This window comes from Ferruginibacter sp. HRS2-29, from assembly GCF_024343615.1.
GTDB lineage: Bacteria > Bacteroidota > Bacteroidia > Chitinophagales > Chitinophagaceae > Ferruginibacter.
Genome location: NZ_RJUB01000010.1, coordinates 142,358 through 168,862, shown reverse-complemented (window position 1 = coordinate 168,862; position 26,505 = coordinate 142,358). Strand labels below are relative to the sequence as shown.

Annotated in this window: 24 protein-coding genes; 17 read left to right on the top strand and 7 right to left on the bottom strand. The window is 44.4% G+C overall.

The genetic code is table 11. The features are described from left to right. Positions 1–30: 30 nt before the first annotated feature. The 4 genes from EGI32_RS05945 to EGI32_RS05930 all read left to right on the top strand — a co-directional run bounded on the left by EGI32_RS05945 (position 31) and on the right by EGI32_RS05930 (position 2,692). Positions 31–771 (top strand): YARHG domain-containing protein, encoded by a 741-nt coding sequence (locus tag EGI32_RS05945; RefSeq protein ID WP_255154463.1) that lies wholly within the window; start codon positions 31–33, stop codon positions 769–771. A 149-nt stretch (positions 772–920) separates the two neighbouring features. Further along, complete coding sequence (locus EGI32_RS05940) at positions 921–1,472, top strand: RNA polymerase sigma factor (protein WP_255154462.1); 552 nt, start codon at positions 921–923, stop codon at positions 1,470–1,472. Positions 1,473–1,506: 34 nt separating this feature from the next. Then, the gene (locus EGI32_RS05935; RefSeq protein WP_255154461.1) at positions 1,507–2,262 is read left to right on the top strand and encodes a hypothetical protein; all 756 of its coding nucleotides are present in this window, start codon (positions 1,507–1,509) and stop codon (positions 2,260–2,262) included. Between the two features lie 7 nt (positions 2,263–2,269). Further along, the gene (locus tag EGI32_RS05930) at positions 2,270–2,692 is read left to right on the top strand and encodes a hypothetical protein (RefSeq protein ID WP_255154460.1); all 423 of its coding nucleotides are present in this window, start codon (positions 2,270–2,272) and stop codon (positions 2,690–2,692) included. Positions 2,693–2,904: 212 nt separating this feature from the next. Here the strand turns inward: EGI32_RS05930 and EGI32_RS05925 are convergent, their stop codons facing one another. The 7 genes from EGI32_RS05925 to purD all read right to left on the bottom strand — a co-directional run bounded on the left by EGI32_RS05925 (position 2,905) and on the right by purD (position 11,453). Next, a complete protein-coding gene (locus EGI32_RS05925) occupies positions 2,905–3,648 on the bottom strand; it encodes an MBL fold metallo-hydrolase (RefSeq protein WP_255154459.1) in 744 nt (247 codons plus the stop codon). A gap of 84 nt (positions 3,649–3,732) precedes the next feature. Then, positions 3,733–5,088 (bottom strand): rod shape-determining protein RodA, encoded by a 1,356-nt coding sequence (gene rodA, locus EGI32_RS05920; RefSeq protein ID WP_255154458.1) that lies wholly within the window; start codon positions 5,086–5,088, stop codon positions 3,733–3,735. Positions 5,089–5,094: 6 nt separating this feature from the next. Continuing rightward, positions 5,095–7,197 carry a penicillin-binding protein 2 gene (locus EGI32_RS05915; protein ID WP_255154457.1) on the bottom strand — a complete coding sequence of 701 codons (2,103 nt, stop codon included), beginning with the start codon at positions 7,195–7,197 and terminating at the stop codon, positions 5,095–5,097. 125 nt (positions 7,198–7,322) lie between these two features. Beyond that, positions 7,323–7,859, bottom strand: a complete 537-nt coding sequence (locus tag EGI32_RS05910; protein WP_255154456.1) for a rod shape-determining protein MreD — start codon at positions 7,857–7,859, stop codon at positions 7,323–7,325. A gap of 8 nt (positions 7,860–7,867) precedes the next feature. Continuing rightward, positions 7,868–8,722, bottom strand: coding sequence for a rod shape-determining protein MreC (mreC, locus tag EGI32_RS05905; RefSeq protein ID WP_255154455.1), 855 nt, complete (start codon positions 8,720–8,722; stop codon positions 7,868–7,870). Between the two features lie 141 nt (positions 8,723–8,863). Continuing rightward, positions 8,864–9,889 (bottom strand): rod shape-determining protein, encoded by a 1,026-nt coding sequence (locus EGI32_RS05900; RefSeq protein ID WP_255154454.1) that lies wholly within the window; start codon positions 9,887–9,889, stop codon positions 8,864–8,866. 274 nt (positions 9,890–10,163) lie between these two features. Beyond that, positions 10,164–11,453, bottom strand: a complete 1,290-nt coding sequence (gene purD, locus EGI32_RS05895; RefSeq protein WP_255154453.1) for a phosphoribosylamine--glycine ligase — start codon at positions 11,451–11,453, stop codon at positions 10,164–10,166. 259 nt (positions 11,454–11,712) lie between these two features. Between purD and EGI32_RS05890 the strand changes: the two genes are divergently transcribed. From EGI32_RS05890 to EGI32_RS05830, 13 genes are all read left to right on the top strand, one after another. Continuing rightward, a complete protein-coding gene (locus tag EGI32_RS05890) occupies positions 11,713–13,404 on the top strand; it encodes a peptide MFS transporter (RefSeq protein WP_255154452.1) in 1,692 nt (563 codons plus the stop codon). Between the two features lie 205 nt (positions 13,405–13,609). Next, positions 13,610–15,652: an OPT family oligopeptide transporter gene (locus EGI32_RS05885; protein ID WP_255154451.1), complete on the top strand. Its 2,043-nt coding sequence runs from the start codon at positions 13,610–13,612 to the stop codon at positions 15,650–15,652. Positions 15,653–15,829: 177 nt separating this feature from the next. After that, on the top strand, positions 15,830–16,987 hold the full coding sequence (locus EGI32_RS05880; RefSeq protein ID WP_255154450.1) for an XdhC family protein: 1,158 nt from the start codon (positions 15,830–15,832) through the stop codon (positions 16,985–16,987). Further along, positions 16,984–17,577 carry an NTP transferase domain-containing protein gene (locus tag EGI32_RS05875; protein ID WP_255154449.1) on the top strand — a complete coding sequence of 198 codons (594 nt, stop codon included), beginning with the start codon at positions 16,984–16,986 and terminating at the stop codon, positions 17,575–17,577. The genes EGI32_RS05880 and EGI32_RS05875 overlap by 4 nt, the downstream gene beginning before the upstream one ends. A 22-nt stretch (positions 17,578–17,599) precedes the next feature. Next, positions 17,600–18,580, top strand: coding sequence for a GTP 3',8-cyclase MoaA (moaA, locus tag EGI32_RS05870; RefSeq protein WP_255154448.1), 981 nt, complete (start codon positions 17,600–17,602; stop codon positions 18,578–18,580). 10 nt (positions 18,581–18,590) lie between these two features. Further along, the gene (glp, locus tag EGI32_RS05865) at positions 18,591–19,769 is read left to right on the top strand and encodes a gephyrin-like molybdotransferase Glp (protein ID WP_255154447.1); all 1,179 of its coding nucleotides are present in this window, start codon (positions 18,591–18,593) and stop codon (positions 19,767–19,769) included. A 545-nt stretch (positions 19,770–20,314) separates the two neighbouring features. Next, entirely contained in the window at positions 20,315–20,839 is a 525-nt protein-coding gene (locus EGI32_RS05860) for a helix-turn-helix transcriptional regulator (protein ID WP_255154446.1), read from the top strand. Between the two features lie 15 nt (positions 20,840–20,854). Next, the gene (locus EGI32_RS05855) at positions 20,855–21,589 is read left to right on the top strand and encodes a sulfite exporter TauE/SafE family protein (RefSeq protein ID WP_255154445.1); all 735 of its coding nucleotides are present in this window, start codon (positions 20,855–20,857) and stop codon (positions 21,587–21,589) included. A gap of 155 nt (positions 21,590–21,744) precedes the next feature. Continuing rightward, the gene (locus EGI32_RS05850; RefSeq protein ID WP_255154444.1) at positions 21,745–21,978 is read left to right on the top strand and encodes a MoaD/ThiS family protein; all 234 of its coding nucleotides are present in this window, start codon (positions 21,745–21,747) and stop codon (positions 21,976–21,978) included. A 2-nt stretch (positions 21,979–21,980) separates the two neighbouring features. After that, positions 21,981–23,090, top strand: coding sequence for a HesA/MoeB/ThiF family protein (moeB, locus tag EGI32_RS05845; protein WP_255154443.1), 1,110 nt, complete (start codon positions 21,981–21,983; stop codon positions 23,088–23,090). Between the two features lie 9 nt (positions 23,091–23,099). Then, a complete protein-coding gene (locus EGI32_RS05840; RefSeq protein ID WP_255154442.1) occupies positions 23,100–23,543 on the top strand; it encodes a molybdenum cofactor biosynthesis protein MoaE in 444 nt (147 codons plus the stop codon). Between the two features lie 129 nt (positions 23,544–23,672). Next, the gene (moaCB, locus tag EGI32_RS05835; protein ID WP_255154441.1) at positions 23,673–24,584 is read left to right on the top strand and encodes a bifunctional molybdenum cofactor biosynthesis protein MoaC/MoaB; all 912 of its coding nucleotides are present in this window, start codon (positions 23,673–23,675) and stop codon (positions 24,582–24,584) included. 202 nt (positions 24,585–24,786) lie between these two features. After that, positions 24,787–26,424: a peptide MFS transporter gene (locus tag EGI32_RS05830; protein WP_255154440.1), complete on the top strand. Its 1,638-nt coding sequence runs from the start codon at positions 24,787–24,789 to the stop codon at positions 26,422–26,424. Positions 26,425–26,505 lie beyond the last annotated feature (81 nt).

Genomic DNA, 26,505 nt, shown 5'->3' with positions numbered 1-26,505 from the left:
AAATTTGTATTTTACATGAAACAACACTTTATGAAAAAATATTTTCTCGCCTGCACTTTGCTGGCGGCTCTTTTCAGCTGCAACAACAGCAGCAAAACCCCTGACGGCGATAAAAATACAAATAAAGATACAGTTGCTGCAAATCCGGTGGTGGCTGCTATTAACCTGCTGGGCTCATATGTGGGTTCTTTTGGTGATAACAAGATCACATTGCTCATCATCAAAGCTACTGCCGACAGCATAGAAGGACGCACTGTGGTGGGCGGCAACGACCGCCCTTTTAAAGGAACGGTAAAAGAGCTGAACGGAAAATATAATATCGTGGCCAAAGAGCCCGGCGATGATCAATACGATGGCGCGTTTGATTTCACGATCGACGCCACACAACCCGATGTGGTAAAAGGTTCATGGAAGCCCAACAAACCTACAGCCACACTCAAAGAAAAAGAATACAGCCTGCAAAGAAAAGCATTCAGTTACCTGCAGGACGTAGGACAATATCCACAGGCTTCCAAAAGATTGCTGAAAGAAGAAGACGTTGAAAACCTGATGAAACCTGAACTGGAGATGATGCGCAACGAGATATTTGCCCGTCATGGTTTTTGCTTCCGGAAAAAAGCGCTCCGCGAAGAATTTGAAAATAAAGACTGGTATGTACCTAATACCATCGACATTAAAAATGAACTGACTGATATAGAAAAAAAGAATATCGCCCTTATCAAACGTTATGAAAAATATGCGGAAGAATACGGGGATGATTTTGGGAGATAATAATGAATGGATAATTGATAGCGGTAAAATGGATAATACTTTTAGCTTACACCGTTTTCCGATTTTTGAAATATTTTCAGACAGGAAGAATTATCAATTATCCATTATACCATTATCCATTGATTATATTTGCATATTTCAACATTATTATGGCCGACTATCAGGATGATAAAGAATTGTTGCTCGAATTTAAAAATGAAGCAACCAAGGAACGGGCCTATACGGCTATCATAAAAAAATACCAGGAAAAATTATATTGGCATATCCGTCGTATGGTAGTAGACCATGAGGACGCCAATGATGTGCTGCAGAATATGTTTATCAAAGTGTGGAAGAATCTCGATAATTTCCGGGAAGACAGCCAGTTATATACCTGGATGTACAGGATTGCCACGAATGAAAGCCTTACTTTCCTGGAACAGCAGAAAAAACGTTCCGCTATCTCTATCAGCGACGATGATAGTTATATGAGTAATAAACTGGTAGCGGATAAACATTTTGATGGTAAAAAACTCGAATGGAAACTACAGATGGCCATTCAGCGGCTTCCGGAAAAGCAGAAGATCGTGTTCAATCTCCGTTATTTTGACGAAATGCCTTACGAAGAGATGAGCCGTGTGCTCGAAACCAGCGAAGGGGCATTAAAGGCCAGCTATCACCACGCGGTAAAAAAGATCGAAGATTTTATCCTAAATCATTAAACTTTGAGCATATATAACAGTCTACAAGCGCAGCATGACCAGCAATAAAGAAATATCAGCGGAATTATTATCACTCAGCCCTACATTGGCCGCCATCCCGAATACAAATGTGTTCAGCGTGCCGGATAACTATTTTAATGAATTGCCTGCGAACGTTTTACAACTTTTACAACCCGACCAGCCCCTTTCTTTCAGCAAAGCTGCAACACCGGCGATGTCGGTTCCCGAAGGCTATTTCGACGGATTGGCTTCCTCTATTTTAAATAAGATAAAATCACAGGCCGAAGAGACCGTTGTGGAAGAAATATCTTCCCTGTCGCCGGCTATCGCCGCGATCGGTAAAAGGAATGTCTTCACCGTACCGGAAGGATATTTTGACGGTATCAGCAGCGAAGCACTCAAAAATATAGCTCCGCAAGCCAAAGTGGTGCAACTGAAGGCAAACAATCGTATCATCAGGTATATGGCCGCCGCAGTGGTAGCAGGGGTGATCGGCCTAAGCATTTTCAACCTTGCGGGTAATAAATCACAGGGGAAAGTCAACGGCTACGAGGCTGAACTGATGGCGGAAGCGAATACAATTTTGAAAAACAAGACCTTTGACAAGGAATTGAATTCTCTGTCTGATAAAGACATCGAGCAATACCTCACAGATAATGGCGAAAATGTGGATGCCGCACTGGTAGCATCAACTGTGGTGGATGACACCAACCTGCCCAGTGCTGAGGAATATATCATTGATGACAATACACTGGACAATTTTTTAAAAAAAGTAAACCTGAATAATTAATACCGTTATGAAACAATTTATACTATATATCAGCATTTTCATCAGCAGCATATCGATGGCTTTTGCCCAGCCGGGCAATAATAACCAGAAAGGTCAGAAGGCCCAGGCGTTGTATATCGCTTACATCACCCGTGAACTTAATCTGACGGAAGATGAGGCCAAAAGCTTCTGGCCGGTACATTCCCAGTTTGATGCAGAGATCAAAACTGCCAATATGAATGAGAACGAACTCGAAAGGCAGCAGCAGGCTTTGAACATCAAAAAGAAATACCAGGACAGGTTCATCAAGGTATTAGGCGTTGACCGTACCAATAATTTCTTCAAGATAGACGCAGGTTTCAGGGATAAAATGCTGGAAGTGTTGCGCAAGCGCCGCCAGCAAGGTAAAGGAAACGGCTATCTCAGGCAGAAGATGATGATGCAGGAATAACATGAGTTTATTACGATAAAAAAATCCCTTTATTTCTAAAGGGATTTTTTGTGCCTATAAGTTTATTCCTTAAACATTTATCAATCAATTACATAATACCTTAGAAAAAAATAAGATTTATGCTTGCATGTCAATTTTTTTAATATATTTTTGTGATAGGTGTTTTTCATAGGTTAGCAACGGCCAGCTCTTTTTAGGGCAGGCCTCCTTTTTTACAGGGCAATCATGGGAGTTTTTATATCGTGATAAAACAGGAATGTCCAGTGTTCTGCCTGCCCTTTCTCCCACCACTCCTGCCTGAGTTCCATACATTTTTTTCCATCATAATCGTATTTTGCAATGAAGCGGCTTTTCATCTGTTGCAGTTGCGGGGCAACATCACCGCCAAAAAATACTTTCTGCCCATCTTCTTCTATCCAGAAAACCTGGTGAAAAGGGCTATGTGCGCCGGATACTTCGTAACGTATATAATCATCGATCATTCCATCGCCGGTAGTGAATACCACGTTGCCGGCATTACCTAATATCCTGAATTCTTCGGGAGTATAAGACGGGCTGCCTTTTTCGATCGCGTAGTCAAATTCATCCTTATTTACATAATACTGAGCATTGGGAAAACTCAGGAAACTGGCGCCCAATATCTTGTCTTCCTTGCTCACGCCGCCGGAGTGATCCTTGTGCAGATGGCTCATCAGCACTTTCGTCACCTCCATGGGGTTAATGCCATTGTCGAGCAGGTTCTGATGGATCTGCAGCACACCATCGCGGTTACTAAAGCCAAGCCCGGCATCTATCAGCAGTATATCTTTTTTTGTAACGATCGCAAAAGGCTGTACTTCTACCAGCAGGCTGCCGAGTGCACGTTCCTGGAGATCGTCTTTGTCTTTATCAAAAGGAACAAAAACTTTTGTTTTGTCTATGGTGAAAGCGCCTTCGCTGAGGGGAATGATTTGCATAAGAAACAGTTGTTAGTTGTTAGATGTAGATGTTAGAAGGAGCCAGATTAGAGTGGCTGGCAACTAACATTTAACAACTAACATCTATCTCAAGACCATCTGCCTGTCGGCATCCAGTTTTATGAGGATGAATAATAATATGGTGAAAGTTATCAGCGACGAACCGCCATAACTCATCAAAGGTAATGTGATACCGATTACCGGCGCAAGGCCGATGGTGACACAAATATTCACCGCCACGTGAAAGAATATGATCCCGGCTACCGAGTATGCATAAACGCGGCTGAAGGTACTTCGTTGTCGCTCCGCGATCTTTACAATGCGCAGCAACATGATGAGGTAGAGCATCAGTAAACCGGCACATCCCCAGAAGCCGAAGTTTTCCCCTACGGAAGTAAAGATAAAATCGGTGTGCTGCTCGGGTACGAAATCGCCCTGCGTCTGCGTGCCTTTCAAAAAGCCTTTACCTGCAAGCCCGCCTGAGCCTATCGCGATCTTGGATTGTTTTACATTGTAATCCTGTTGCTCACTTTTCTTTTGTTTGAGCTTTTCTTCTTCGGGAGAAAGTGACCCGGTTTTGTTATCCGTAAAAGGATTTTCCACCCCTACCATGCTGAATATCCTGTCGGCCTGGTATTTTTTAAAAACTTTATTGAAAACAAAAGGAACCGCAACTCCCACAAAAAGCGAACACACGAGCCATGCGCCTAGCACAATGAAAAGCAATTGTTTGTTTCTGCGTATCTGCCTTCTGTTGAAAAACAGGAATATCGCCGCCAATGCGGCAAAAGCGATCAGCAATGTTTTGGTATGAAACAGTAAAGACACTACCAGCAATACCGCCATGGCTACGCCGGCGATCAGGTATCCCGGAGGGAGGCCTTCGCGGTACATAGCGATAAGAAAAGAAAAATATACCAATGCCAACCCGGTTTCACCCTGTAGGATGGAAAATACTGCGGGGGTGAAGGCAATGGCTGCCGCAATAAGTTGCGACCTGGGTTTTTGAAAATCTGTTTCCTGCATCGACAGGTATTTAGCCAATGCCAGTGAAGTAAATATTTTACATAATTCTACCGGTTGCAGATTCATGAAACCCAATGGGATCCAGCTTCGTGAGCCTTTGATCTCTTTACCGATACCGGGAATAAATGTGGCTAGTATCAATACAATTCCTACCAGGTAAGAAAGGTTTGCCATGGCAGTAAACAGTTTACTGTCCGTGAGCAAAATAAATGTTGCTATTACAATGCAGGCTCCAAAATAAAAAAGCTGCTTGCTGTAATTTTTTTTGAACCCCAGTAAAGTCTGCACCACACTCTCCCCGCTTTTGTATTCCACAGAAAATATGCATACCAATCCTATGATCACGATGAGCGCATATAACCATACCATCAGCCAGTCTACCCCTTTCGATATGGAAGGATTTTTTTGATACATAAAAACTTAGCGGTTATTTTTTGTCAGTGAATCGTTGGAAGGTTTGCGTTTATTATCCGGCAGCACAGCTTCGTTTTTTATGATGGTTGCCTGGTTGCTGCTGTCTTTTTTCTCTTTTTCTTTTTTCGTCGTTTCTTTCTCTTTGATCATCTTATTGATCGCGTCGTCATCATCTTCAATTTCGGTAGTATCCTTCACTACTTTGATGTATCCTTTTGCAAAAAGATAAGCAGAGTCTTTCGAGTGCCGCATGGAATCCTGGCGGCGTATTTCCGCAAAGATCCTCGGTGGCATCAGGTTGAGGTTCGAAAGCTGGTCTATCCTCGCCAGCCTAGCTTTATCAGTAATGGAATCTTTCAGGTATTTTTCAATCATCAGCCCTACGATCGGTGCTGCATATGTACCGCCAAAACGCCCGCTGTTTTCCACCACACACATGATAGCGATCTGCGGATTATCTCTTGGGGCAAATGCACAAAAGAAAGAGTGGTTTTGTTGTTTCACACCACGGTAATAGTTCTCTACCGTACCCGTTTTACCACAAACCACAATGCCCGGAACCCTTGCTCCGCCACCCGTTCCACGTTCTATCACACCCTGCATACCATTGTGCACCACTTCAAAAATACTATCCGGGATATCGATGGCGCTGTGGCGCTGGCGATACTGTTCGAGTATTTCAAATTTATCGCCCCCTTCTATCGAATCCACTACATGCGGCGTGATGTACCAGCCCCGGTTGGCGATATAGGCCATTTCGTTCGCCACCTGTATCGGCGTCACATCCACTTCACCCTGCCCGATACTCACCGAGCGGAAGTTGCAAAAGCCCCATTTGCCTTTACCGAATGATTTGTCGTAATATGCCGGGGTGGGAATGTTTCCTCTTTTTTCCGAAGGCACATCCACACCCAGTTTATGGCCAAGGCCGAATGCGTACATATACCTGTCCCAGTTGGCAAGGCTGCTGTCGATGTTGGGATATTTCGGATTGTTGATCACACGCTGCATGACCGTAGCGAAATAAGTATTATCCGATACTGTGATGGCGCTTTGCATATTGAATGTTCCGCGATCGAGGCAACCCATCGGCCTTCCGGACCCACATCCGTAAAATGCACCACCACAGGAAACGGTTGTCTGCGTGGAAATTACCCCTTCATGCAAACCTACGAGCGCCTGCAATGTTTTAAAAGTAGAACCCGGAGAATAGGTCGCACTCACCGTACGGTTGAGCAATGGCAGTGCAGGGTTGAGGAACAATTCAGAAAAGTGTTTTCGCCTTTCGGCACCGGTAAGATATTTGGGCTGATATGTAGGGGCGCTAACCATAGCCAGCACACCGCCGGTTTTGGGATCGATCGCTACAATCGCACCAAGTTTGTTCTGCATCAGTTTTTCGCCGAGCTCCTGCAATTCTATATCGAGTGAAGTATGCACATTCTGCCCGGCAACAGCAGAAGTGTCGAATTTCCCTTTTTCCAGTTTTTCAGTCAACCTGTTTTTGTTATCACGTTTCCAGTATTCGATCCCGCGTTCGCCCATGAGCACTTTTTCATAGGTGCGCTCAATGCCCGTCATACCGGCATAATCGCCGGAAACATATCCTTCATCCTTATGTTTTTTCAAAAAATTGGTATCCACTTCCGCGGTGTAGCCGAGTACGTTTGCGGCAGCATCATAAGGATAACTTCTCACGGAACGTTCCTGTAAATAAAACGCCGGCTCAAATTTGTACATGCTTTCATTGAGCCTTGCCATCTTATTTTCTGTAAGCAACGCTTCAAAAACAGAAGGCCTGGCCCTGCCGTTCTTGATGATCACTTCTACGATTTTTTTATGAAACTGTGCCGTATCGATGCCGAGGATGCCGCAGATGGCCATAGTATCGATGCCCTTGAGTTTGTTGGGTGTCACCATCAGATCGTAGATGGTAGTATTCTGCAGGATCGCGTTGCGATGACGATCGTATACGATCCCCCTGTCGGGATAAATAACTTTTCGGAATGTACCCTGCACCAATGCAATGTCCTTGTATTCGGAAGAGAAAAGCTGCAGGTGCGCCAGCTGCAACAGGATGACGAGAAACATGCCGATAAAAACCAGCATGATCACATTTTTTCTTGATTGGTTAAAGACAGACACTGATGAAAGTTATAAGTTTTGAGTGATAAGTGATAAGTGATAAATTATGAATTATAAAGGTCGCACAAACAACTTATAACTCATAACTCTTAAATAGTATTCGTTTTAAACTTCTGCTTCCGTACAAATATCAATTCGGTGATCACGATCAGCACCAGGCTTATTGCGGTTGAAAGAAGGGTTTTTACCAGGAAGTACCATACGTTTCCAAACTGCCATGCTTCCAGCAAAAACAGCCAGGCATTGTGCAGCAGGCAAAGTGTGCCGGCGAAGATCATGTAAGGCAGCAGGCCACCCATGCTTTTCACCGAAGGCGCTTCATAGTTGGTTTCGGCGCCTTCCTGCGGTATCATGAAATTGATAAGGAAAGGCCTTACGTAAGCGATCAACACACAGGCTGCCGCATGGAAACCGGGGTGATGACGGAAACTGTCGAGCGTGAAACCCAGTGCAAAGCCGAGCAGCATTACCCAGGCACGCTGCATTTTGAAAGGCAACCAGAGGATGAAGAGGAAATACAGGTATGGCGTAACCATCATCTGCTGCAGATGGATCTTATCCAATACATAAAACTGCAACAGGATAAATAAAATAAATCTTACTATGGTCTTTACGAGTAAACTCATTTCGCCGCTTAATTCTGTTTTGTTTGTTTGTCTAACAACTTATTGATCTCTTCCTGCTGGTAATTAATGATCGCGTATACATATTGCAGGTTGTAAAAATCTGCGGATGATCTTAGTTTGATCGTATAATTGCTGGTTGATTTTTCGCTGTTTATTTCGTCAATACGGCCGATCAAAATTCCTTTTGGAAAATAAGTACTGAACCCGCTGGTGATGACGCTGTCGCCTTTTACGATTTTGGCGCTCTTCGGAATGCCGCTCAGTGTAAGGATGTTGGGCGATGTACCATCCCAGGTAACCGTTCCCGTCTCCCCCGTTTTCATCAGTTTGCCATTGATCTTGCTGTCTTTGTGCAGCATGCTCATCACCACCGCATAATCGCCGCTCACTTCGGTGATCACGCCTACCGCATTATTATTCACGTCGATGATCCCCATCGAAGGCTTGAATTTTTTTACATTCGCCCCGGCGATCACGATATAATTATTTTTGAAATTCACCGAATTGGACACCACTTTCGCGTTCAGGTAATTCAATGTGCGGTATTGCGTGATGGAGTCGATCTTCATCGTGTCTACCACAGTTTTGGAAACCGTATCCGGCAGGTTGAAATCGGCCTTGAGCTTGTTGTACAACGCCTCATTGGCTTTTACAAGCGAATCGTTGGTGCGCTTCAGTTGAAAATAATATTCTATTTTGTTGTATTCGGAATTCACTTTACCGGTAATGCGATTGGCGGTACTGCCAAACATCGCCTGGTGGTATTTGCTGTAATGAACAATGAAATAGATGCTGAGCACCTGCAGGAGCAGGAAAAGTAAAAAGTTGAAATAGCGGCGGATGAAAAGGAAAATATTACGCACCGGGGGAGTTATGAATTATGAGTGATGAATTATTTTCATTTACTGTCGGAATGTGCCTTCGGCTGTTTCGGATTTGAAAGAACGCGCCATAGGCACGTTCCAACAGTTATTTAAATTATAATTCGATCAGGTATTAAAATATTATCTCATCACGAAAGGATAGCGATCATAATTCTTCAGCGCTATTCCTGTACCACGTACCACGCTTTTCAGCGGATCGTCTGCCACGTGAACCGGCAATTTAATTTTTGCGGCGATCCTTTTATCAAGACCACGCAGCAAAGCGCCACCACCTGTGATGTACAGGCCACGGCGATAAATATCTGCAGCAAGTTCCGGAGGGGTTGTTTCCAACGCTTTCAGGATCGCTTCTTCGATTTTGAAAATGCTTTTATCCAATGCTTCGGCAACTTCCTGGAAGCTCACCATTACCTGCTTAGGGATACCCGTTACCAGATCGCGGCCATTTACAGGGATGTCGTCCGGTGGATTGTCGAGGTCTTTCATTGCCGCACCTACCTGGATCTTGATCTGTTCGGCAGTACGCTCACCAATCAAAAGGCTATGGTAACGGCGAAGCGCTTCCATGATATCCGCGGTAAATTCATCTCCCGCGATACGGATACTCTGGTCGCATACGATTCCCGCAAGGGCTATCACAGTAATGCCCGTTGTACCACCACCGATGTCGATGATCATGTTACCAACCGGTTCTTCCACATCGATCCCGATACCAAGGGCTGCTGCCATCGGCTCATGAATGAGGTACACTTCTTTTGCCCCGGCTTGCTCACAACTGTCCCGAACAGCTCTCTTTTCTACTTCCGTAATGCTGCTTGGTATACAAACCATCATACGCCAGCTGGGCGCAAACAAAGGCTTTTTTGAGTACACCTGCTTGATCAGTTCGCGGATCATCAACTCCGCGGCGTTAAAGTCGGCTATTACACCATCCCTCAACGGGCGTACGGTGCGGATGCTTTCGTGGGTCTTTTCGTGCATCATCAATGCCTTCTTTCCCACAGCCAGCAGATTTTTAGGATTGTTCCTGTCCAGGGCCACGATAGATGGTTCGTTCACCACCACTTCATCGTTATGGATTATGAGGGTATTTGCAGTACCCAGATCTATCGCAATTTCCTGCGTAAAAAAGTTGAAGATGCCCATATATGTTTAAGTAACGATCGTGTAATAAAAAGAATGTGGCAAAGTTGCTGTAAAATATTGGATTTACAACGGTAAAAAAATATTTTTAGTACAACCGCAGGAATGTATTTTTTGGAAGAATAACAGCCAGTCCCGGTTTGCTAATTATTTTAGCTTTTATTCGGGATGGATAATAGTAAAATGGATAATGGATAATGTTTTCGGCCAGAGAGTTTTCGCTGAAATTTTAAGTGCTTCAATCGGGAAGTATTATTATACATTATCCATTATTTCATTATCCATTATTTGTGAATTCAAACCCGATATCCGACCTGAAATAAATGTCTTCGAAGTAAAGTTGCTCCAGCAGGTAAGTCGATTGCTCGGCAGCTTCCTGGATGTTTTCACCATAAGAAGTCACTACCAGCACCCGGCCTCCATTCGTAACGATTTCCTCCTTATTTTTTTTAGTTCCTGAATGGAAAACAAAACTCCCGGGGATCTCTACAGAATCCAGCCCTTCAATCACTTTTCCTTTTTCGTAATTTCCGGGATAACCGCCACTGACAGCCACTACAGCTACTGCTGTGCTTGGATCGGTGTCGATCTCAATTTCGTTTATGCGTCCCTGTGAGGTAGCGAGTAAAAGGTCAACCAGGTCGTTTTGCAAACGTGGTATCACCACTTCCGTTTCGGGATCGCCGAGGCGGCAATTGTACTCGATCACTTTGGCTTCATTGTTTTCAACAATAAGGCCGATAAACACGAATCCTTTATAATCCAGCTGTTCTTTTTGCAGGCCGGCAATGGTAGGTTTGATTATTTTTTCCGTGATCTTTTTCTTCAACTCTTCATCAAAGAATGGCACCGGGCTTACCGCTCCCATTCCGCCGGTGTTGAGGCCTTTGTCGCCTTCCCCGATCTTTTTATAATCTTTTGCCTCCGGCAGCAACACATAATCCTTGCCGTCGGTCAATACAAATACACTCATTTCGATCCCCTGCAGGAATTCTTCCACGATCACTCTTCTTCCGGCTTCGCCGAATTTGGAGCGTAATACCATCAATTCAAATTCAGCAAGAGCTTCCAGGTGACTGTTACAGATCACCACCCCTTTTCCTGCCGCGAGGCCATCCGCTTTCAATACGATCGGCAGGCTGTGGCTGCGTATATATTCTACCCCTTCGGTATAATTTTCTTCGTTGAATTTTTCATACGCCGCCGTAGGGATATCATATTTTTTCATGAAAGCTTTGGCAAATGCCTTGCTTCCTTCCAGCTGTGCAGCTTCGCCTGAAGGGCCGATGATATGAATATGTGCAGTGTTGGGATCATTTTTGAAAAAGTCGGTAATGCCTTTCACCAGTGGTTCTTCGGGCCCTACGATCACCATTTCGATTGAATGCTGGAGACAGGCAGCCGACAAGCCTTCAAAATCATTGATCTGTACATCCAGGTTCGTGCCGGTAAGTGCTGTACCTGCATTTCCAGGCGCTATGAACAAGGCTTCGCATTTGTTGCTTTGCTTCAGTTTCCAGGCCAGCGTATGTTCACGCCCGCCGGAACCGACAAGTAGAATTTTCATGAAAGGAGATATTGTATGTAGTTTCAAGTTTGCCGCTGCGAATTTAATTCAGTTATGGCAACAATCCTGTTTTTTTTACAAGCGGTAAATGGTTGACAACCGATAGTAGATAACTGACAATGATCCAGGCGAAGAATTCCGGGGTAGCTGATACCTGTTTTTCGATTTTCTTAAAAATGAAGGCTAATTTGAATAAGCTAGGAGATTTTTATTACTTTGAGCCATTATAAATCAACCATCAAGCATTAAATTATTTAATATGAGTAATGGAAATGACACGCTGAATGTTCCTGTAAGAGCCGGTAAACACCCGCGGGCGCTGTTTGTATTGTTTCTCACAGAAATGTGGGAGAGGTTTGCCTACTACCTGATGGTGGGAATCCTGTTTTTGTATCTGATCGATACGACCACCGGTGGAAAAGGCTTTTCGCAGCATATCGGGGCAGATGTTGTAGGGAGTTTCATCGCATTAGTTTACCTGACGCCTTTCATCGGCGGCCTGGTGGCCGATCGGTACCTCGGTTATATCAAATCCATCTTTCTTGGCGGAAGCCTGATGGCCCTTGGCTATTTCGGCCTTTCCCTTCCGGGCAATACAGCGATGTACATTTCTCTTGGATTGATCATCGTAGGTAATGGTTTTTTCAAACCGAATATCTCTACCGTATTAGGGAATATCTACAACCGTGAAGACCTTAAACCATTAAAAGATAATGCGTACAATATCTTTTATATGGGTATCAATATCGGTGCATTTGTGTGCAACTTCGTAGCTGCCTATCTCCGCAATGCATACGGCTGGGGTTATGCCTTTGCCGCTGCAGGTGTAGGCCTGGTGATCGGCATGATCATCCTCGCCGCCAACCTGAAGCATGTGAAAGAAGGCGATATCAAGAAGCCTGTGGAAAAAGAAGATATGTCGCTCGGACAGATCTTCGGATATGTTTTTTTGCCGGCGCTCATTGCAGCAGCAATAGGCTGGATCGTTCCTACAATGATCTTCGGCAACACCATTATGGGAAGCCAGGCAAATGATGCGTTCATTTTTGCCTGTCTGCCAATCATCGCATTTTATATTTCCCTTTGGGTAAAAGCAAAGGGGCAGGACAAAAAAGGGATCGGTGCACTGCTTTTTATTTTCTCTGTAAGTATCGTATTCTGGACCATTTACAATCAGAATTCTACCGGCCTTACCATCTGGGCAGAAAAACATACGGATCGTGTGGCTTCTGAAACTACCGGTAAGATCACAGGCTCTATATTTCCCCTGCAGCAGGTGACTGATACACCAAGGCTGGTAAATAAAGTGAATGAATTTTTTGTAGATGTAAAAGACGATAGCGGACATGTGGTGCAAACAATGGGCCCTGATCCATATTTCAACAATGTTCCAAAAGACCAATGGCCGAATGGCAAGGAGGTGAAGCTTATAAACACGGAATTGTTCCAATCCATCAATCCGCTCTTCATTGTATTGCTCACATTATTCTTTGTACCATTCTTTGATTACCTCCGAAAGAAAGGCAAAGAGCCTACCACAGCTTCCAAATTTGCGATGGCGATGTTCATTTCCGGATTATCGGCTTTGGTGATGGTATTCGCCATCATGTCGGTACCATCTATCTATGGTTACAAAACAGCCCCGGCGTGGCTTTGGGGCACTTATTTCGTATTTACCATCAGTGAGATCTTCCTGAGCCCGATCGGACTTTCGCTCGTATCCAAATTATCTCCTGCAAGGCTGACCGCATTGATGATGGGAGGCTGGTTCCTTTCCACATCCATTGGTGGAAAAGTTGCGGGTGTGATGACCAGTTTCTGGGATGACTTTACCGACAAAAAAATATTCTTCCTTATTCTTGTTGTGGCCGCATTCATTGGCGGTATCCTGATCTATTCAAGATTGAAATCTCTGAACCAGATCGTAAAAGATAAAACGGGGGCTGCGTAGAATAGTTACTGGATGCTGGTTACTGGTTGCTGGTTATCGTAGCGAAGATATTAACGAAAGTCAATTGTTACGAATATCCAGTATCCCGCATCCAGCATCCAGCATCCCGAATAGATTGACCTATCCAAAATAATATACTGTTTAAAAAGGCGACACCCATCGGTATCGCCTTTTTTATTATCTTCCTTTTCTAAAACAACTGTTCATGTCTGAGAAAAAACTGTTTCAGCCTTTCGTTTCCCCGGGAACCATCATGAAAGAACTGACCATCAAATCCGTCCTGCTGGGATGTTTCTTCGGTGTCATTTTTGGCGCAGCCAATGTATACCTCGCTTTGAAAGCCGGGTTGACCGTATCGGCCTCAATTCCTATCGCGGTGATCGCCATCACCCTGGGAAGAAGATTTTTTAAAACAACTATTCTCGAAAACAACATCATACAAACCACCGGCAGCGCCGGCGAAAGTATCGCATCAGGTGTGGCATTCACACTGCCGGGGTTCCTCTTTCTGACTTCACCCAGCAGCGCTGAATATTTCAATTACCTCACCATACTTATTCTCGCTATCGTGGGTGGTATGCTGGGAACCCTGCTGATGGTGCCTTTGCGCAAAGCGCTCATTGTAAACGAACATGAAACATTACCTTACCCCGAAGGTACCGCCTGCGGCGATGTATTGAAAGCTGGTGAAAAAGGCGGCGATTTTGCCAAGACAGCTTTCTGGGGGCTGGGGGTAGCTTTTCTTTATGCTATCCTTCAAAAAATATTCCGCATCGTATCGGAAGCCCCGGAATTCATGACCGAACAAAAGAATAAATTTTTCCCTTCGGCAAAAGTAAGCGGCGAGATCACGCCCGAATATCTTGGTGTAGGTTATATCATCGGCCCACGCATTGCAGGCGTATTGGTGGCAGGTGGCGTATTGAGCTGGCTCGTTTTTATTCCGCTGCTGGCCACGTTGATACCTGGTGAGATCATTGCTACGCAACTACACAAATTGGGTTATCTCGCAGACATCACCAAAGATGGCGGTAAGGGCGGCTGGAACGCTGCTACCAAAACATTTGCAGATTATTCTGCTGCTATTTATTATGCCTACATCCGCCAGATCGGCGCGGGTGCGGTAGCAGCGGGTGGTATCATCACCTTGATAAAAACGATCCCTACGATTGTAAAATCTGTGAAAGGAAGTTTCAGCTCCATCAAAAGTAATTCTGCAGAAGCCAATACTACTACGCTCAGGACCGAACGCGACCTAAGCCTAAAGATAGTAGGTATCGGCAGTCTTGCCTTAGTAGTGCTCATCGCGGTATTGCCGCAGGTGCCTGGCGACAATATTATTCAGAAAATACTCATCGGTTTTCTTGTACTCATATTTGGTGCATTGTTCGTAACTGTTTCTTCCAGGATCGTTGGCCTCATTGGCTCTTCCAATAACCCGGTGAGCGGAATGACGATTGCTACCGTAATGGGCACCAGCCTTATCTTCATGGCGGTTGGCTGGACCGGCCAGGCATACGAGCCGTTGGTATTGGTGGTAGGAGGAATGATCTGTATCGCTGCCGCTAATGCAGGTGCTACCTCGCAGGATCTTAAGAGTGGTTATATCGTTGGTGCAACACCCCGCAATCAGCAGATATCCTTATTTATAGGCGCCATTGTTTCTTCGATAGTAATTGGTTTCACCATAAAATTCCTCGACAAGCCCAGCGCTGAATTGCTGGCGCAAAATATTCACCACACAATCGGTACAGAAACTTTTCCGGCTCCCCAGGCGACCCTGATGGCTACGCTCATTAAAGGTATCCTGTCGTTCAACCTCGACTGGCAATACGTTTTTGTTGGCGTATTTCTTGCCATCACTATGGAATTGTGTGGTATCAAATCACTCAGTTTTGCCGTAGGCGCATACCTGCCACTGTCCACAACTTTGCCGATCGCGATCGGTGGTGCCATCAAAGGTTTGGTAGACAGGAAAAAGAAAAAAGAGCACATCGAAACAACGCCAGAAGAAGATGAATTGGGCAAAGGCAGTTTGTTTGCAACCGGGCTGGTGGCTGGCGGAGCCGTAGCAGGTGTATTGGTCGCATTTGTTTCCGGTAGCGAATCCGGCAATAAATTTCTGAATGCAGTAAGCATGGAGCATGGGCTTACCAATAGTATGGGTGCCGGCGGATATGCCATACTCGGCGTAGTATTTTTTGCAGCAATGGGCTGGATATTGTACAGGGTTGCCCAAAGGAAATAATCTTTACAATGGATAATGTTATAATGGATAATGTTATAATGGATAATGGATAATGGATAATATTTGATTTTTTTCAACCAAACTTTTTTCAGTCAATAGAAACATTTCAGTCTAAAAAATTATCCATTATCCATTATAACATTATCCATTAACCTAATCCCTACTCTCTAAACACACTTGAAGGAGATCAACGATATCATCAGGGCATACAAAACTGCGCAGCAGCAAGGCTTACAGACAGCCCTTGCAACGGTAGTGCATGTAGAAGGCTCGTCGTACCGCCGGCCTGGGGCAAGAATGCTTATTGAAGAAAATGGCCGGCTTACCGGTGCTATCAGTGGCGGCTGCCTCGAAGGCGATGCCTTGCGAAAGGCTTTGCTGGTAATGCATCAGCGGCGTGCGATGCTGGTCACTTATGATACGATGGATGAAGACGATGCTAAATTTGGTGTGGGACTGGGCTGCAACGGTATCATACAAGTGCTGATAGAACCGATACTTTCTGAAGAAGAACTTCATCCTGTGCGTATGCTGCAATTGCTTGCAGCCGATAGGGTGCCGGCAATACTTGTAACAGTTTTTTCAATCGCAGATAAAAAGAACCCACAGCCAGGCACCTTCCTGCTTCAAAAAAAAGAGGGTGTGCTTATCGAAAAAAAACAACCTCATCTTTTGAAGGATTATTTGCAGGATGATATCCGCATTGCTTTTGAAACAAGGTCTTCTTCTTTTAAAACCTATGTCTCTCCCGATTTTAACCTTACCGCTTTTATAGAATTTGTGCCACCGCCTGTTTCGCTTATCATTGCCGGTGCCGGAAACGATGTTGTGCCTTTGGTAAATATGGCTCATATCCTCGGCTGGCAGACAACCGTGATCGATGGGCGGCCGGCTTATGCAAAAGCAGAACGCTTCACCAGCGCCTGCAATGTGATGGTACTGAATGCCGCGGAGATCCTGCAGAATATCCCGGTAGATGAACAGACCGTTTTTTTACTGATGACACACAATTACAATTACGATCTCGAATTGCTGACATCACTGCTGTCGCAAAATATTTCTTACATCGGCATACTTGGACCAAAGAAAAAATGGGAACGCATAGTACAGGAATTGAAAGAAAAAGGAATTGTTTTATCGGTTGATGATCTTGAGGCTATACATAGCCCGGCAGGACTTGATATCGGCGCTGAAACACCGGAAGAGATCGCCCTTTCCATCCTTCCGGAAATAAAAGCAGCACTTTCAAAACGAACTGTAGTGCAGCTGAAAGACAGGCCACTGCCCATTCACGTGCAGGAAGACACTTCTATCCACCAAAAATCAGTGCGTTGAACAGTCCGAAAAAATATGGCCTCATCATTCTCGCGGCAGGCTCTTCTTCGAGACTGGGACAACCAAAACAGCAACTGCATTTTAAAGAAAGCTCCTTACTGGAACATATGGTGAATATTGCCCTTGGGGCAAATGTTGCCGAAGTTTTTATAGTGATAAACGAAACTTTAAAAGACCTGTTGCCTGCCCAAAAAGCCACTATCCTTGTTAATGAAGATGCTGTGAGCGGATTGTCATCTTCGATCAGGAAAGGCATTTTGTCTGCACAGGAAAAATTGCCGGATATGGATGCAGTCATTCTTATGCCCTGTGATCAACCGTTTGTGACTACCGCTATTCTAAATGAATTGCTGGCGCAACATAAATCAACAGGCAAAGGAATTGTTGCCGCCCGTTATGCCGGAACGTTTGGCACTCCGGCGTTGTTTCAGCATCATTACTTCGATCAACTCCTTTGCCTGAAGGGTGATACCGGCGCCAGGCCAATCATGAAAGAACATATTTTTGATATGGCCTATGTAGATTTTCCACAAGGCGAAATGGATATCGACACTCCTGAAGACCTGAAAAACCTGGGGATTATGCAGTAGATTTGTGATACATTACAGAACGATGATCATAGATAAATTTCAACGGGTACATAATTATCTGCGCATTTCCCTCACGGATAATTGCAACCTCCGCTGCTTTTATTGCATGCCCGATGAAGCCTATGAATTCACTCCCGCCTCAAGGCTCATGCAACCGGATGAAATATTTTCCATTGCGCAAAAATTTTCAATACTGGGTGTAAATAAGATCAGGCTCACGGGCGGCGAACCGCTGGTAAGAAAGGATGCCGGCGAGATCATCCAAAAACTTTCCACACTTCCTGTTCAGTTAACACTCACCACTAACGCGACAAGGCTGCATGATTTTTTTTCACAACTAACGGAAGCGGGTATACGCTCCATCAACATCAGTCTTGATACATTACAACCGGAAAGATTCCTGTTCATGACAAGACGCGATCAGTTTACCCTGGTTAAAAACAACATTGACCTTGCCATTCAAAAAGGGTTTCATGTAAAAGTGAATGTTGTGGTAATGAAAGGCCTCAATGACGCGGAGATCAACGATTTTGTAGCATGGACCAAAGACACACCTGTTCATATCCGTTTCATAGAATTCATGCCTTTCAGCGGCAATAAATGGACGAGCAATAAAGTTTTCACCCTGCAGGAAATGCTGAGTGTCATCAACAAGCGATACCCGACAGAAGCATTAACAAATGACGAACACGACACAGCCAAAGCATTTACCGTACCCGGCCATGCCGGAACATTTGCGGTGATCAGCACCATGTCTGCCCCGTTTTGTAGCGGGTGCAACCGCATACGACTGACAGCCGATGGCAAAATGAAGAACTGCCTTTTCTCCAAAGAAGAAACAGATCTGCTGACCGCATTCAGGGCGGGCAAGGATATTGGCGCTTTGATACTGGAAAGCATCAACGCGAAATATGCCGCACTCGGCGGACAAATGAATACCGATTTTGAACATCTTCATGCCAATGAAATTAAGAACAGGAGTATGATCACCATTGGCGGATAAACTATTTTTCATGATCACGGTAACTGAAGCAAAACAACTCATACAGCAACATTGCCAACCCGGCACGCCTGTTGTTTTACAATTGCAGGAAGCATGCGGGAGAATATTAGCCGAAGATATTTTCAGCAAAACGGATATCCCGAACTATCCGCAATCATCGCATGACGGATATGCGTTTAACCATGCCGGTTACTTACTCCATAAAAGACTTGAAATAACCGGCGAGATGGCAGCAGGAGAAAACACACCGCTTGCAATAGAACCGCACCAGGCCGTCCGTATATTTACCGGCGCACCTGTGCCACCCGGAGCCGACACGGTGGTGATGCAGGAAAAAACAACCGTAGAAGATCACACACTCATCTTACAGGAAACCGGGATCACCATCGGTGCAAGTGTACGTGCCCGTGGTGCCGAAATAAAAACCGGGGAACTTGCGCTGGAAAAAGAAAGCCTGCTCACTCCCGCCGCCCTAGGCTTTCTGGCAGGTATCGGGATTACAGCAGTAAAAATTTATCCTACCGCTTCCGCAACGATCATCATCACCGGAAATGAACTGTTGCAACCCGGCCAGCCACTGGGTTACGGACAAGTATACGAAGCGAATTCATTTTCGCTGAAAGCCGCACTGGTTGCCGCAGGAATAACATCAGTGGATGTTTTGCACGCAAAAGATAACCTGGCTGAGTTGACATTCGTATTGAAAAAAGCACTTACACAAAGCGACATCATCCTGCTGACCGGCGGGGTAAGTGTAGGCGATTATGATTTTGTGACCAAGGCTGCAAAAGAATGCGGAGTAGAAAAAATATTTCATAAGATCAGGCAGAAGCCTGGCAAGCCTTTATATTTTGGCAAGACAAACAACAATATAGTTTTTGGTTTACCCGGAAACCCATCTTCTGTGCTCACCTGTTTTTATCAATATGTTTTATTGGCTTTGCAGCAAATGAAAAATATAAAAACTGCACCGGTAAAATTAGCTGCACCGGTTTCTTCAGATATCAGCAAACCCGCGGGGTTTACCCATTTTTTAAAAGGTTATTACAATGGAGATACCGTTGAAGTTTTATCTGCCCAGGAAAGTTTTCGCATGCGTTCGTTTGCAAAAGCGAATTGCCTGGTGGAGATTGAGGGCGATTCTACGGGATTGAATAAAGGAGAATTAACTAATGTATATCTTATTTAATTCTATCATCGAAACTGATTAATATTTAAATAAAGAAGTGATAGAAGTTTACATAATCCGTAAACTTTTTTTTGTATATTTACATATGTACCTTCTTGAAGTTTCCAACCAAAAAAGACATCCTGTTTTGATTGAGTTGATTACCAGCTAGGATCAAGGTAAACTCACTAAGAAAAGATACTCGTTTGACTGGAAGCAGGAAAAAGCATTCAATCTATATAAAGTATGTATTGCCGGCCAGGAAGATATTAAAGGTATTATGTCATTAGAAATTATAGATTCCGAATACAGAATACATATACGACTAATGGCTGTATCGCAAGAAAATGTTGGGCATAATAAAGTTTTGATCGGACAGGCGGTAATTTATTTGCTTTTGCCTCAATCCTTGCAATAAAATATTATGGTGAAAATGCAGCTATTTCGCTTATTCCAAAAACGGAATCAGGACAGTATTACATGGATGAATACGGATTTGAACAGGCAGGAAAAAGTTTGTTCATGGAAGGCGAAGGGTTGCAAAAGCTTTTAAAAAGATATCAATCATGAGTACTAAAAAAAATAAAAAAACAACCAGTAAATTGAGGGCGAAAGAACTTGCAAGTAATTTTGTATTCCCTGCAGAACTAAGTCCTGAAGATAAAAAAAACACAGATGCTGAACTAAAAAAGATCCTGGCCAAACGCAGGGCATCAAAAAGTGATAAAGAAATATTACGGACAAGGTTACTCCAGATACGCTTCAGAATGGAGGAGTATATCAAAGATTCACATTTCGACAAAACCAAGACCTTCGGATATTTTTTGAAAGATTATATAAGTAGTCTGAATAAAAAAAGGCAGGAGTTTGCTCTTGAAATAAACATAAAACCAACCGTGCTGAGCCAATATATCAATAATCACAGGGAGCCGCCGCCGGATATTTTCATTCGACTCGAAATTCATAGCAATAAAAAAATCCCCGCAGTAAGCTGGTATCGTTTAATGGAAAAAGAAAACATTCATGCGCTTGATAAGAATGCAACATTGAGAGCCGAACAACAAAAATTTGTTACAAAAAAAGCATACTAATCTTAAGTATCCCGCATGGATTATATTTATCATTTTTACCTGTTACTCTTCATCGTCGCCTTTCTTTATGCCTCTGTAGGGCATGGCGGTGCAAGCGGCTACCTGGCATTGATGGCGTTGTTCAGCTTCAACGCAGAAGTGATGAAACCCACCGCCCTGCTGTTAAATCTTTTTGTTTCCGGCATTTCTTTTTACCAGTTTTACAGGGGTAAACATTTTTTGTGGAAAATATTTTTACCCCTGGCTGTCGCTTCTGTACCGATGGCATTTCTCGGCGGCAGCATACACAACATCGATCCGTTGCTGTACAAAAAAATACTGGGTGTATTATTACTTGTTCCGGTCATCCGTTTTTTATTTTTCCCCAATATTACTGTTACAGAATTCAAGCCTTCCAATCTTTATCTCTCGCTGCTGATTGGGGGCACCATCGGTTTTCTTTCCGGCCTTATTGGTTTTGGCGGAGGAATATTATTATCCCCGATTTTGCTTTTACTGAAATGGACCGATCAAAAACAGACAGCGGCCATCAGCGCCTTGTTTATTTTTGTAAATTCGTTGTCGGGGTTGGCCGGGCAACTCATCAAAGGTGTAAGTTTCAGCACACAGATGTATAGCTTTGTAGGAGTGGCCGTTATAGCCGGCTGCCTGGGCGCTTATTACGGCGCATTGAAATTCAACCAGTCGGTGCTGAAAAATATCCTCGGATGTGTGCTGTTGCTGGCTGCCATCAAATTGTTATTCACTTAGTCCAAACGGAATGAGATATCTGTTCAGATGAAAAAGCCCTGCAGGACGGCAATGATGGAATGGTGATCTTATCCGCGGCTGATGAAACCACTGGCAGAAGGTTGGTATTTGATTTGAAAAAAAATAGTAAACAGGGTGCCATAAAACTTGAAGACATGAAAACGACCGTTCATTTTTACGGGCAGCTTACAGACATCACCCAGACTCCCGTGCTTGAACTGGAAGGCATTGCCGACACAGACAGCATGATTAAAGATCTACTGGAAAAATTCCCGGGATTAAGCCAGGCGAAATTCAGCATCGCCGTCGATAATTCTTTGGTTCAAAACAATACCCGCCTCAAAGACAATACTATCATCGCACTAATGCCGCCATTTTCCGGGGGATAATTATGGATAATTTGCACGAACGATATGAGCGCCAGATCGCATTACCGCAATTAGGCGAAGCAGGGCAGAAAAAATTGTTTTCTGCCAAAGTACTCGTAGTAGGAGCCGGTGGGCTTGGTTGCCCCGCACTGCAATACCTGGCAGGAGCCGGTGTTGGCATGCTCGGCATCATGGACGATGACATCATATCATTGAATAATCTGCACCGGCAATTATTATACAGCAGCGAAGAGATCGGTTTATCCAAAGCAACCATCGCTTCAAAAAAAATTGAAGCGCTCAATCCTGCCACCACTATCCATACTTACAACACACGCCTCACCAATGCACAGGCATTGAAATTATTTCCGCTGTATGACCTGGTGTTGGATTGCACGGATAATTTCGCCACGCGATACCTTATCAATGATGCCTGTGCGCTGCTGAAAAAAACGCTGGTCTTCGGCGCTATCAACCGGTTTGAAGGACAAGTAGCCGTATTCAATCATAACCAGGAGGAAAATATCCGGCCATCCAACTATCGCGATCTTTTTCCCGTTCCGCCTTCCGACAACGAAGTGATGAATTGTGCCGAAGCAGGTGTGCTGGGGGTTTTGCCGGGAGTGGTCGGCACCATGATGGCCACTGAAACCATCAAGCTTATCACAGGCATTGGCGAGCCGCTGATCAATAAAATTTTATTGCTCAACCTGTTGAACTATCAGCAATCGATCATCAATATTCCGCATAGTACTCAAGGGGCCGCTAACTTACCTCCGGATGAGCAGGCATTTTTACACAAAGATTATGTTGCCGCGTGCAATCCACCTTCGGTATTCAATATCGGAAGAGAACGGCTATTCGAGTTACTCGAAGATCCGCAAACATTATTGGTAGATGTGCGGGAACTTCATGAAACACCTGTGGTGGCACAATTGCCGTTGATACAAATCCCGCTTTCTGTTTTGCATCAAAATTTTGACCTGTTTGAAAAAGAGACGATCATACTCTTTTGCCAATCGGGAAAAAGAAGCCTCCAGGCAGCGGCATTGCTCACAGAAAAATTTGGCAGCAAGAAAAAAATATTCAGTTTACAAAATGGCGTAACCGATATCACGGGGCCCGTTTATTAATCAACCAGCATGACTGAAAAAAAGATCAGGAACATTTTTGTGAACGGTGCTGTTGACCCGGCTTTCGTAGCATCCAGCATTCAAAAACACAATACTAAAAATTCAATTGGCGCACACAGTATTTTCCTCGGACAGGTAAGAGCTGATGTGATAAATGACAAAACCGTAACCGGCATCGAATACAGCAGTAATGAAGAAATGGCGCTGACACAAATGACCGGGATCCGTGAAGCCATTTTTGCAAAATACCCGCTTACCTGCATGCATGTGCATCACAGCCTGGGCAAAGTGAAGGCGGGTGAAATTTGCCTGTTTGTTTTCACATCGTCTGCCCACCGCAAAGCCGCGATAGATGCCTGTGAAGAAACGGTAGAACTCATCAAATCTTCTTTACCGATCTGGGGAAAAGAGATCTTTGAAGATGATAGCCATCAATGGAAAGTGAATAGTTAATAGTGGTTGTCACCCTGAGCTTATCGAAGGGTACATCACGGTCTTTAAATCCTTCGACAGGCTCAGGATGACAGCAGGAGTCAGGAACAACAGGATGCCTCAAATAAAATTTAAATCTCTATCTTAAATATGGTAAACATTACCCACAAATCGAATTCACTCCGTGAAGCTATTGCTACAGCAACTGTAACCGTGTCATCTGCCGACACCATTGCACTGATCCAGAACAGGCTGGTGCCCAAAGGCGATGTGTTTGAATTTTCGCGTGCCGCTGGTTTGCTGGCAATAAAAAAAACCAGTGATGTGATCCCCGATTGCCATCCGCTTCCGGTAGAGTTCGCGGCCATCAGGCATAGTATCAGCGGGCTCGATATCACCATATCTGTGGAAGTGCATACCATTTACAAAACAGGCGTAGAGGTAGAAGCTATGCATGGCGCGGCTATCACAGCACTTACCATGTACGATATGCTCAAACCGTTAGACAAAAACATCATCATCGGCAGCATAAAACTTGAAAGTAAAACCGGGGGAAAAAGTGACCGCCTGAAAAATATCCCTGCCGGATTAAAGATCGGCGTGATCGTTTGTTCAGACAGTATTGCCGCCGGCAAAAACGAAGACCGCTCAGGCAAAATGATCATTGAAAAACTCGGGAAGATGAACCTGCCGACAGAGACTTACGAGATCATTCCCGACAATGCAGCGCTGATACAGCAGACAACGTTGAAATTCTGCAGTGCAGATCATGACCTGCTGCTGATCACCGGCGGCACCGGACTTTCCCCTACCGATGTAACTCCCGAAGCTATCAGGCCACTCATAGACCGTGAAATACCCGGCATCAGCGAAACAGCCCGAAACTACGGACAACAACGCATGCCTTATGCCATGCTGAGCCGCGGCGTTGCAGGGTTTATCAAAAACACACTTGTGATCACCATGCCCGGCTCTGTAAAAGGAGTGATAGAAACAATGGATGCGTTGTTTCCTCAGGTGTTACACGTGTTCAAAGTCGCCGAAGGCAAACGGCATGATTAAAACCGCTGCCAACATCGCCGGTATCAATATGCCGAACGGCAGTAAGATTGCCGTAGTTCCTGATAAATAAGTTGAAGGGGTAATGGAACAATTGATAATGGATAATGCCTTATATTGGGCGTTCATTTAATGATTGCATTTGCATTTCGAATGAAGCTGATTATTCATTGTCCATTATTACATTATCCATTAACTAAGTTCTATGTGGAAAAAACATCCTAAAGCACTCCCCTTTCTATTCTTCAGCGAAATGTGGGAAAGGTTCGGTTACTACCTGATGATCGGCATTTTTACTTTTTATCTCAAAGATGCCGCACATGGTTTCAATATGGATGAAAAGGATTCTGCCAGTCTCTATGGCACTTTCATCGCACTCGTATTTTTTACCCCTTTTCTCGGTGGGTTAATTGCGGATCGATCTTTAGGATATCGCCGCTCCATTATCCTTGGCGGTTTAATGATGGGTGTTGGTTACTGCCTGATGAGCATCCACAGCATTTCGATGTTGTATTTTTCCATGGCACTCGTAATTATCGGCAATGGTTTTTTCAAGCCGAATATTTCTACACTGCTTGGCAATGTATATTCCACACCGCAACATAAATCGCAGAAGGATGAAGGATATAATATCTTTTACATGGGCATCAACATCGGTGCGTTCATCTGCAATTTTTTTGGTGCAGCTCTCTATACCACTATTGGCTGGGGCGCCGCGTTCATAGCTGCCGGTGTAGGTATGTTCATTGGCGTGATCACGTTCATCATCGGCACAAAACATTATAAAGAATATGATACCCGCAAGCCTCTGCAACCAGGGGATATGCCGCTCTGGAAGATCATGGCAACAGTGATACTTCCCTGCATCGTGTTCGGAGTGATCGGGTGGTTCATCAAAGGCGATGCTTATATTTTCGATTCCAATTCAACAGACGCGTTCATTTTTGCCTGCATTCCCGTATTGGTATTCTATGTAGTGTTGCTGATAAAAAGTAATAAAGACGAACGTCCCGCGATGGGCGCCATGTTGGCGATATTCGCCGTGGTGATCTTATTCTGGGCCATCTTCAAGCAAAACGGCTCGGCGCTCAATACATGGGCCAGCCGTTATACAGAGCGCCATGTGGATGGTACACCCGAAAAAATACTGACCTCGCTGAAGCAAACCGAAACGGTAAATTATAAAATGGATTCCATCACCAAAACGGATGCGCAGTTCAGGAAGATAAAAGTGGATGGAAAAGAAGTGAAGGAATTTGGTTACCCGATGTATTTTAAAAATATAAAGCCTGAAGAAACACCTGCCGATGGGGGCAGTGTGAAGACCTGGGTACCCAGTCTCAGCCAGTCGATCAATCCGTTTTGGGTGATCGCGTTGACGCCACTGGTGGTAGCATTTTTTACCTGGCTCCGCCGGAAAGGCAAAGAGCCATCCACTCCTACAAAGATCGCCCTGGGGTTATTGGTTTCAGCGTTATCCGTACTCGTTATGATAGCGGCGGTAAAGGCAGGCAACAATGGTGCGGAAAAAGTAAGCGTGTGGTTCCTGATCGCCAGTTATGGAGTGATCACCATCGGGGAATTATTTTTAAGCCCCATGGGATTGTCGCTGGTTTCCAAACTAAGTCCCGTACGCATCACATCGTTGATGATGGGCGGCTGGTTCCTCTCTACATCCATTGGCAATAAACTCAGCGGCATCCTCGCCAGCAAGTGGGATCAATACGATGATAAAGCCAGCTATTTCTGGCTGAATTTTTCGTTGTTATTCGGCGCAGCGATATTTTTATTTATCCTGTTGAAATGGCTGAATAAGGTGATGAGGGAGAAAGGCCTGAATTAGGCAATAGGAAATAGTCAATAGTCAAATCTTTGAAGGTTACATAATTATTACTAGTTTAAGATATCAGAAAAGTAAAAAGCA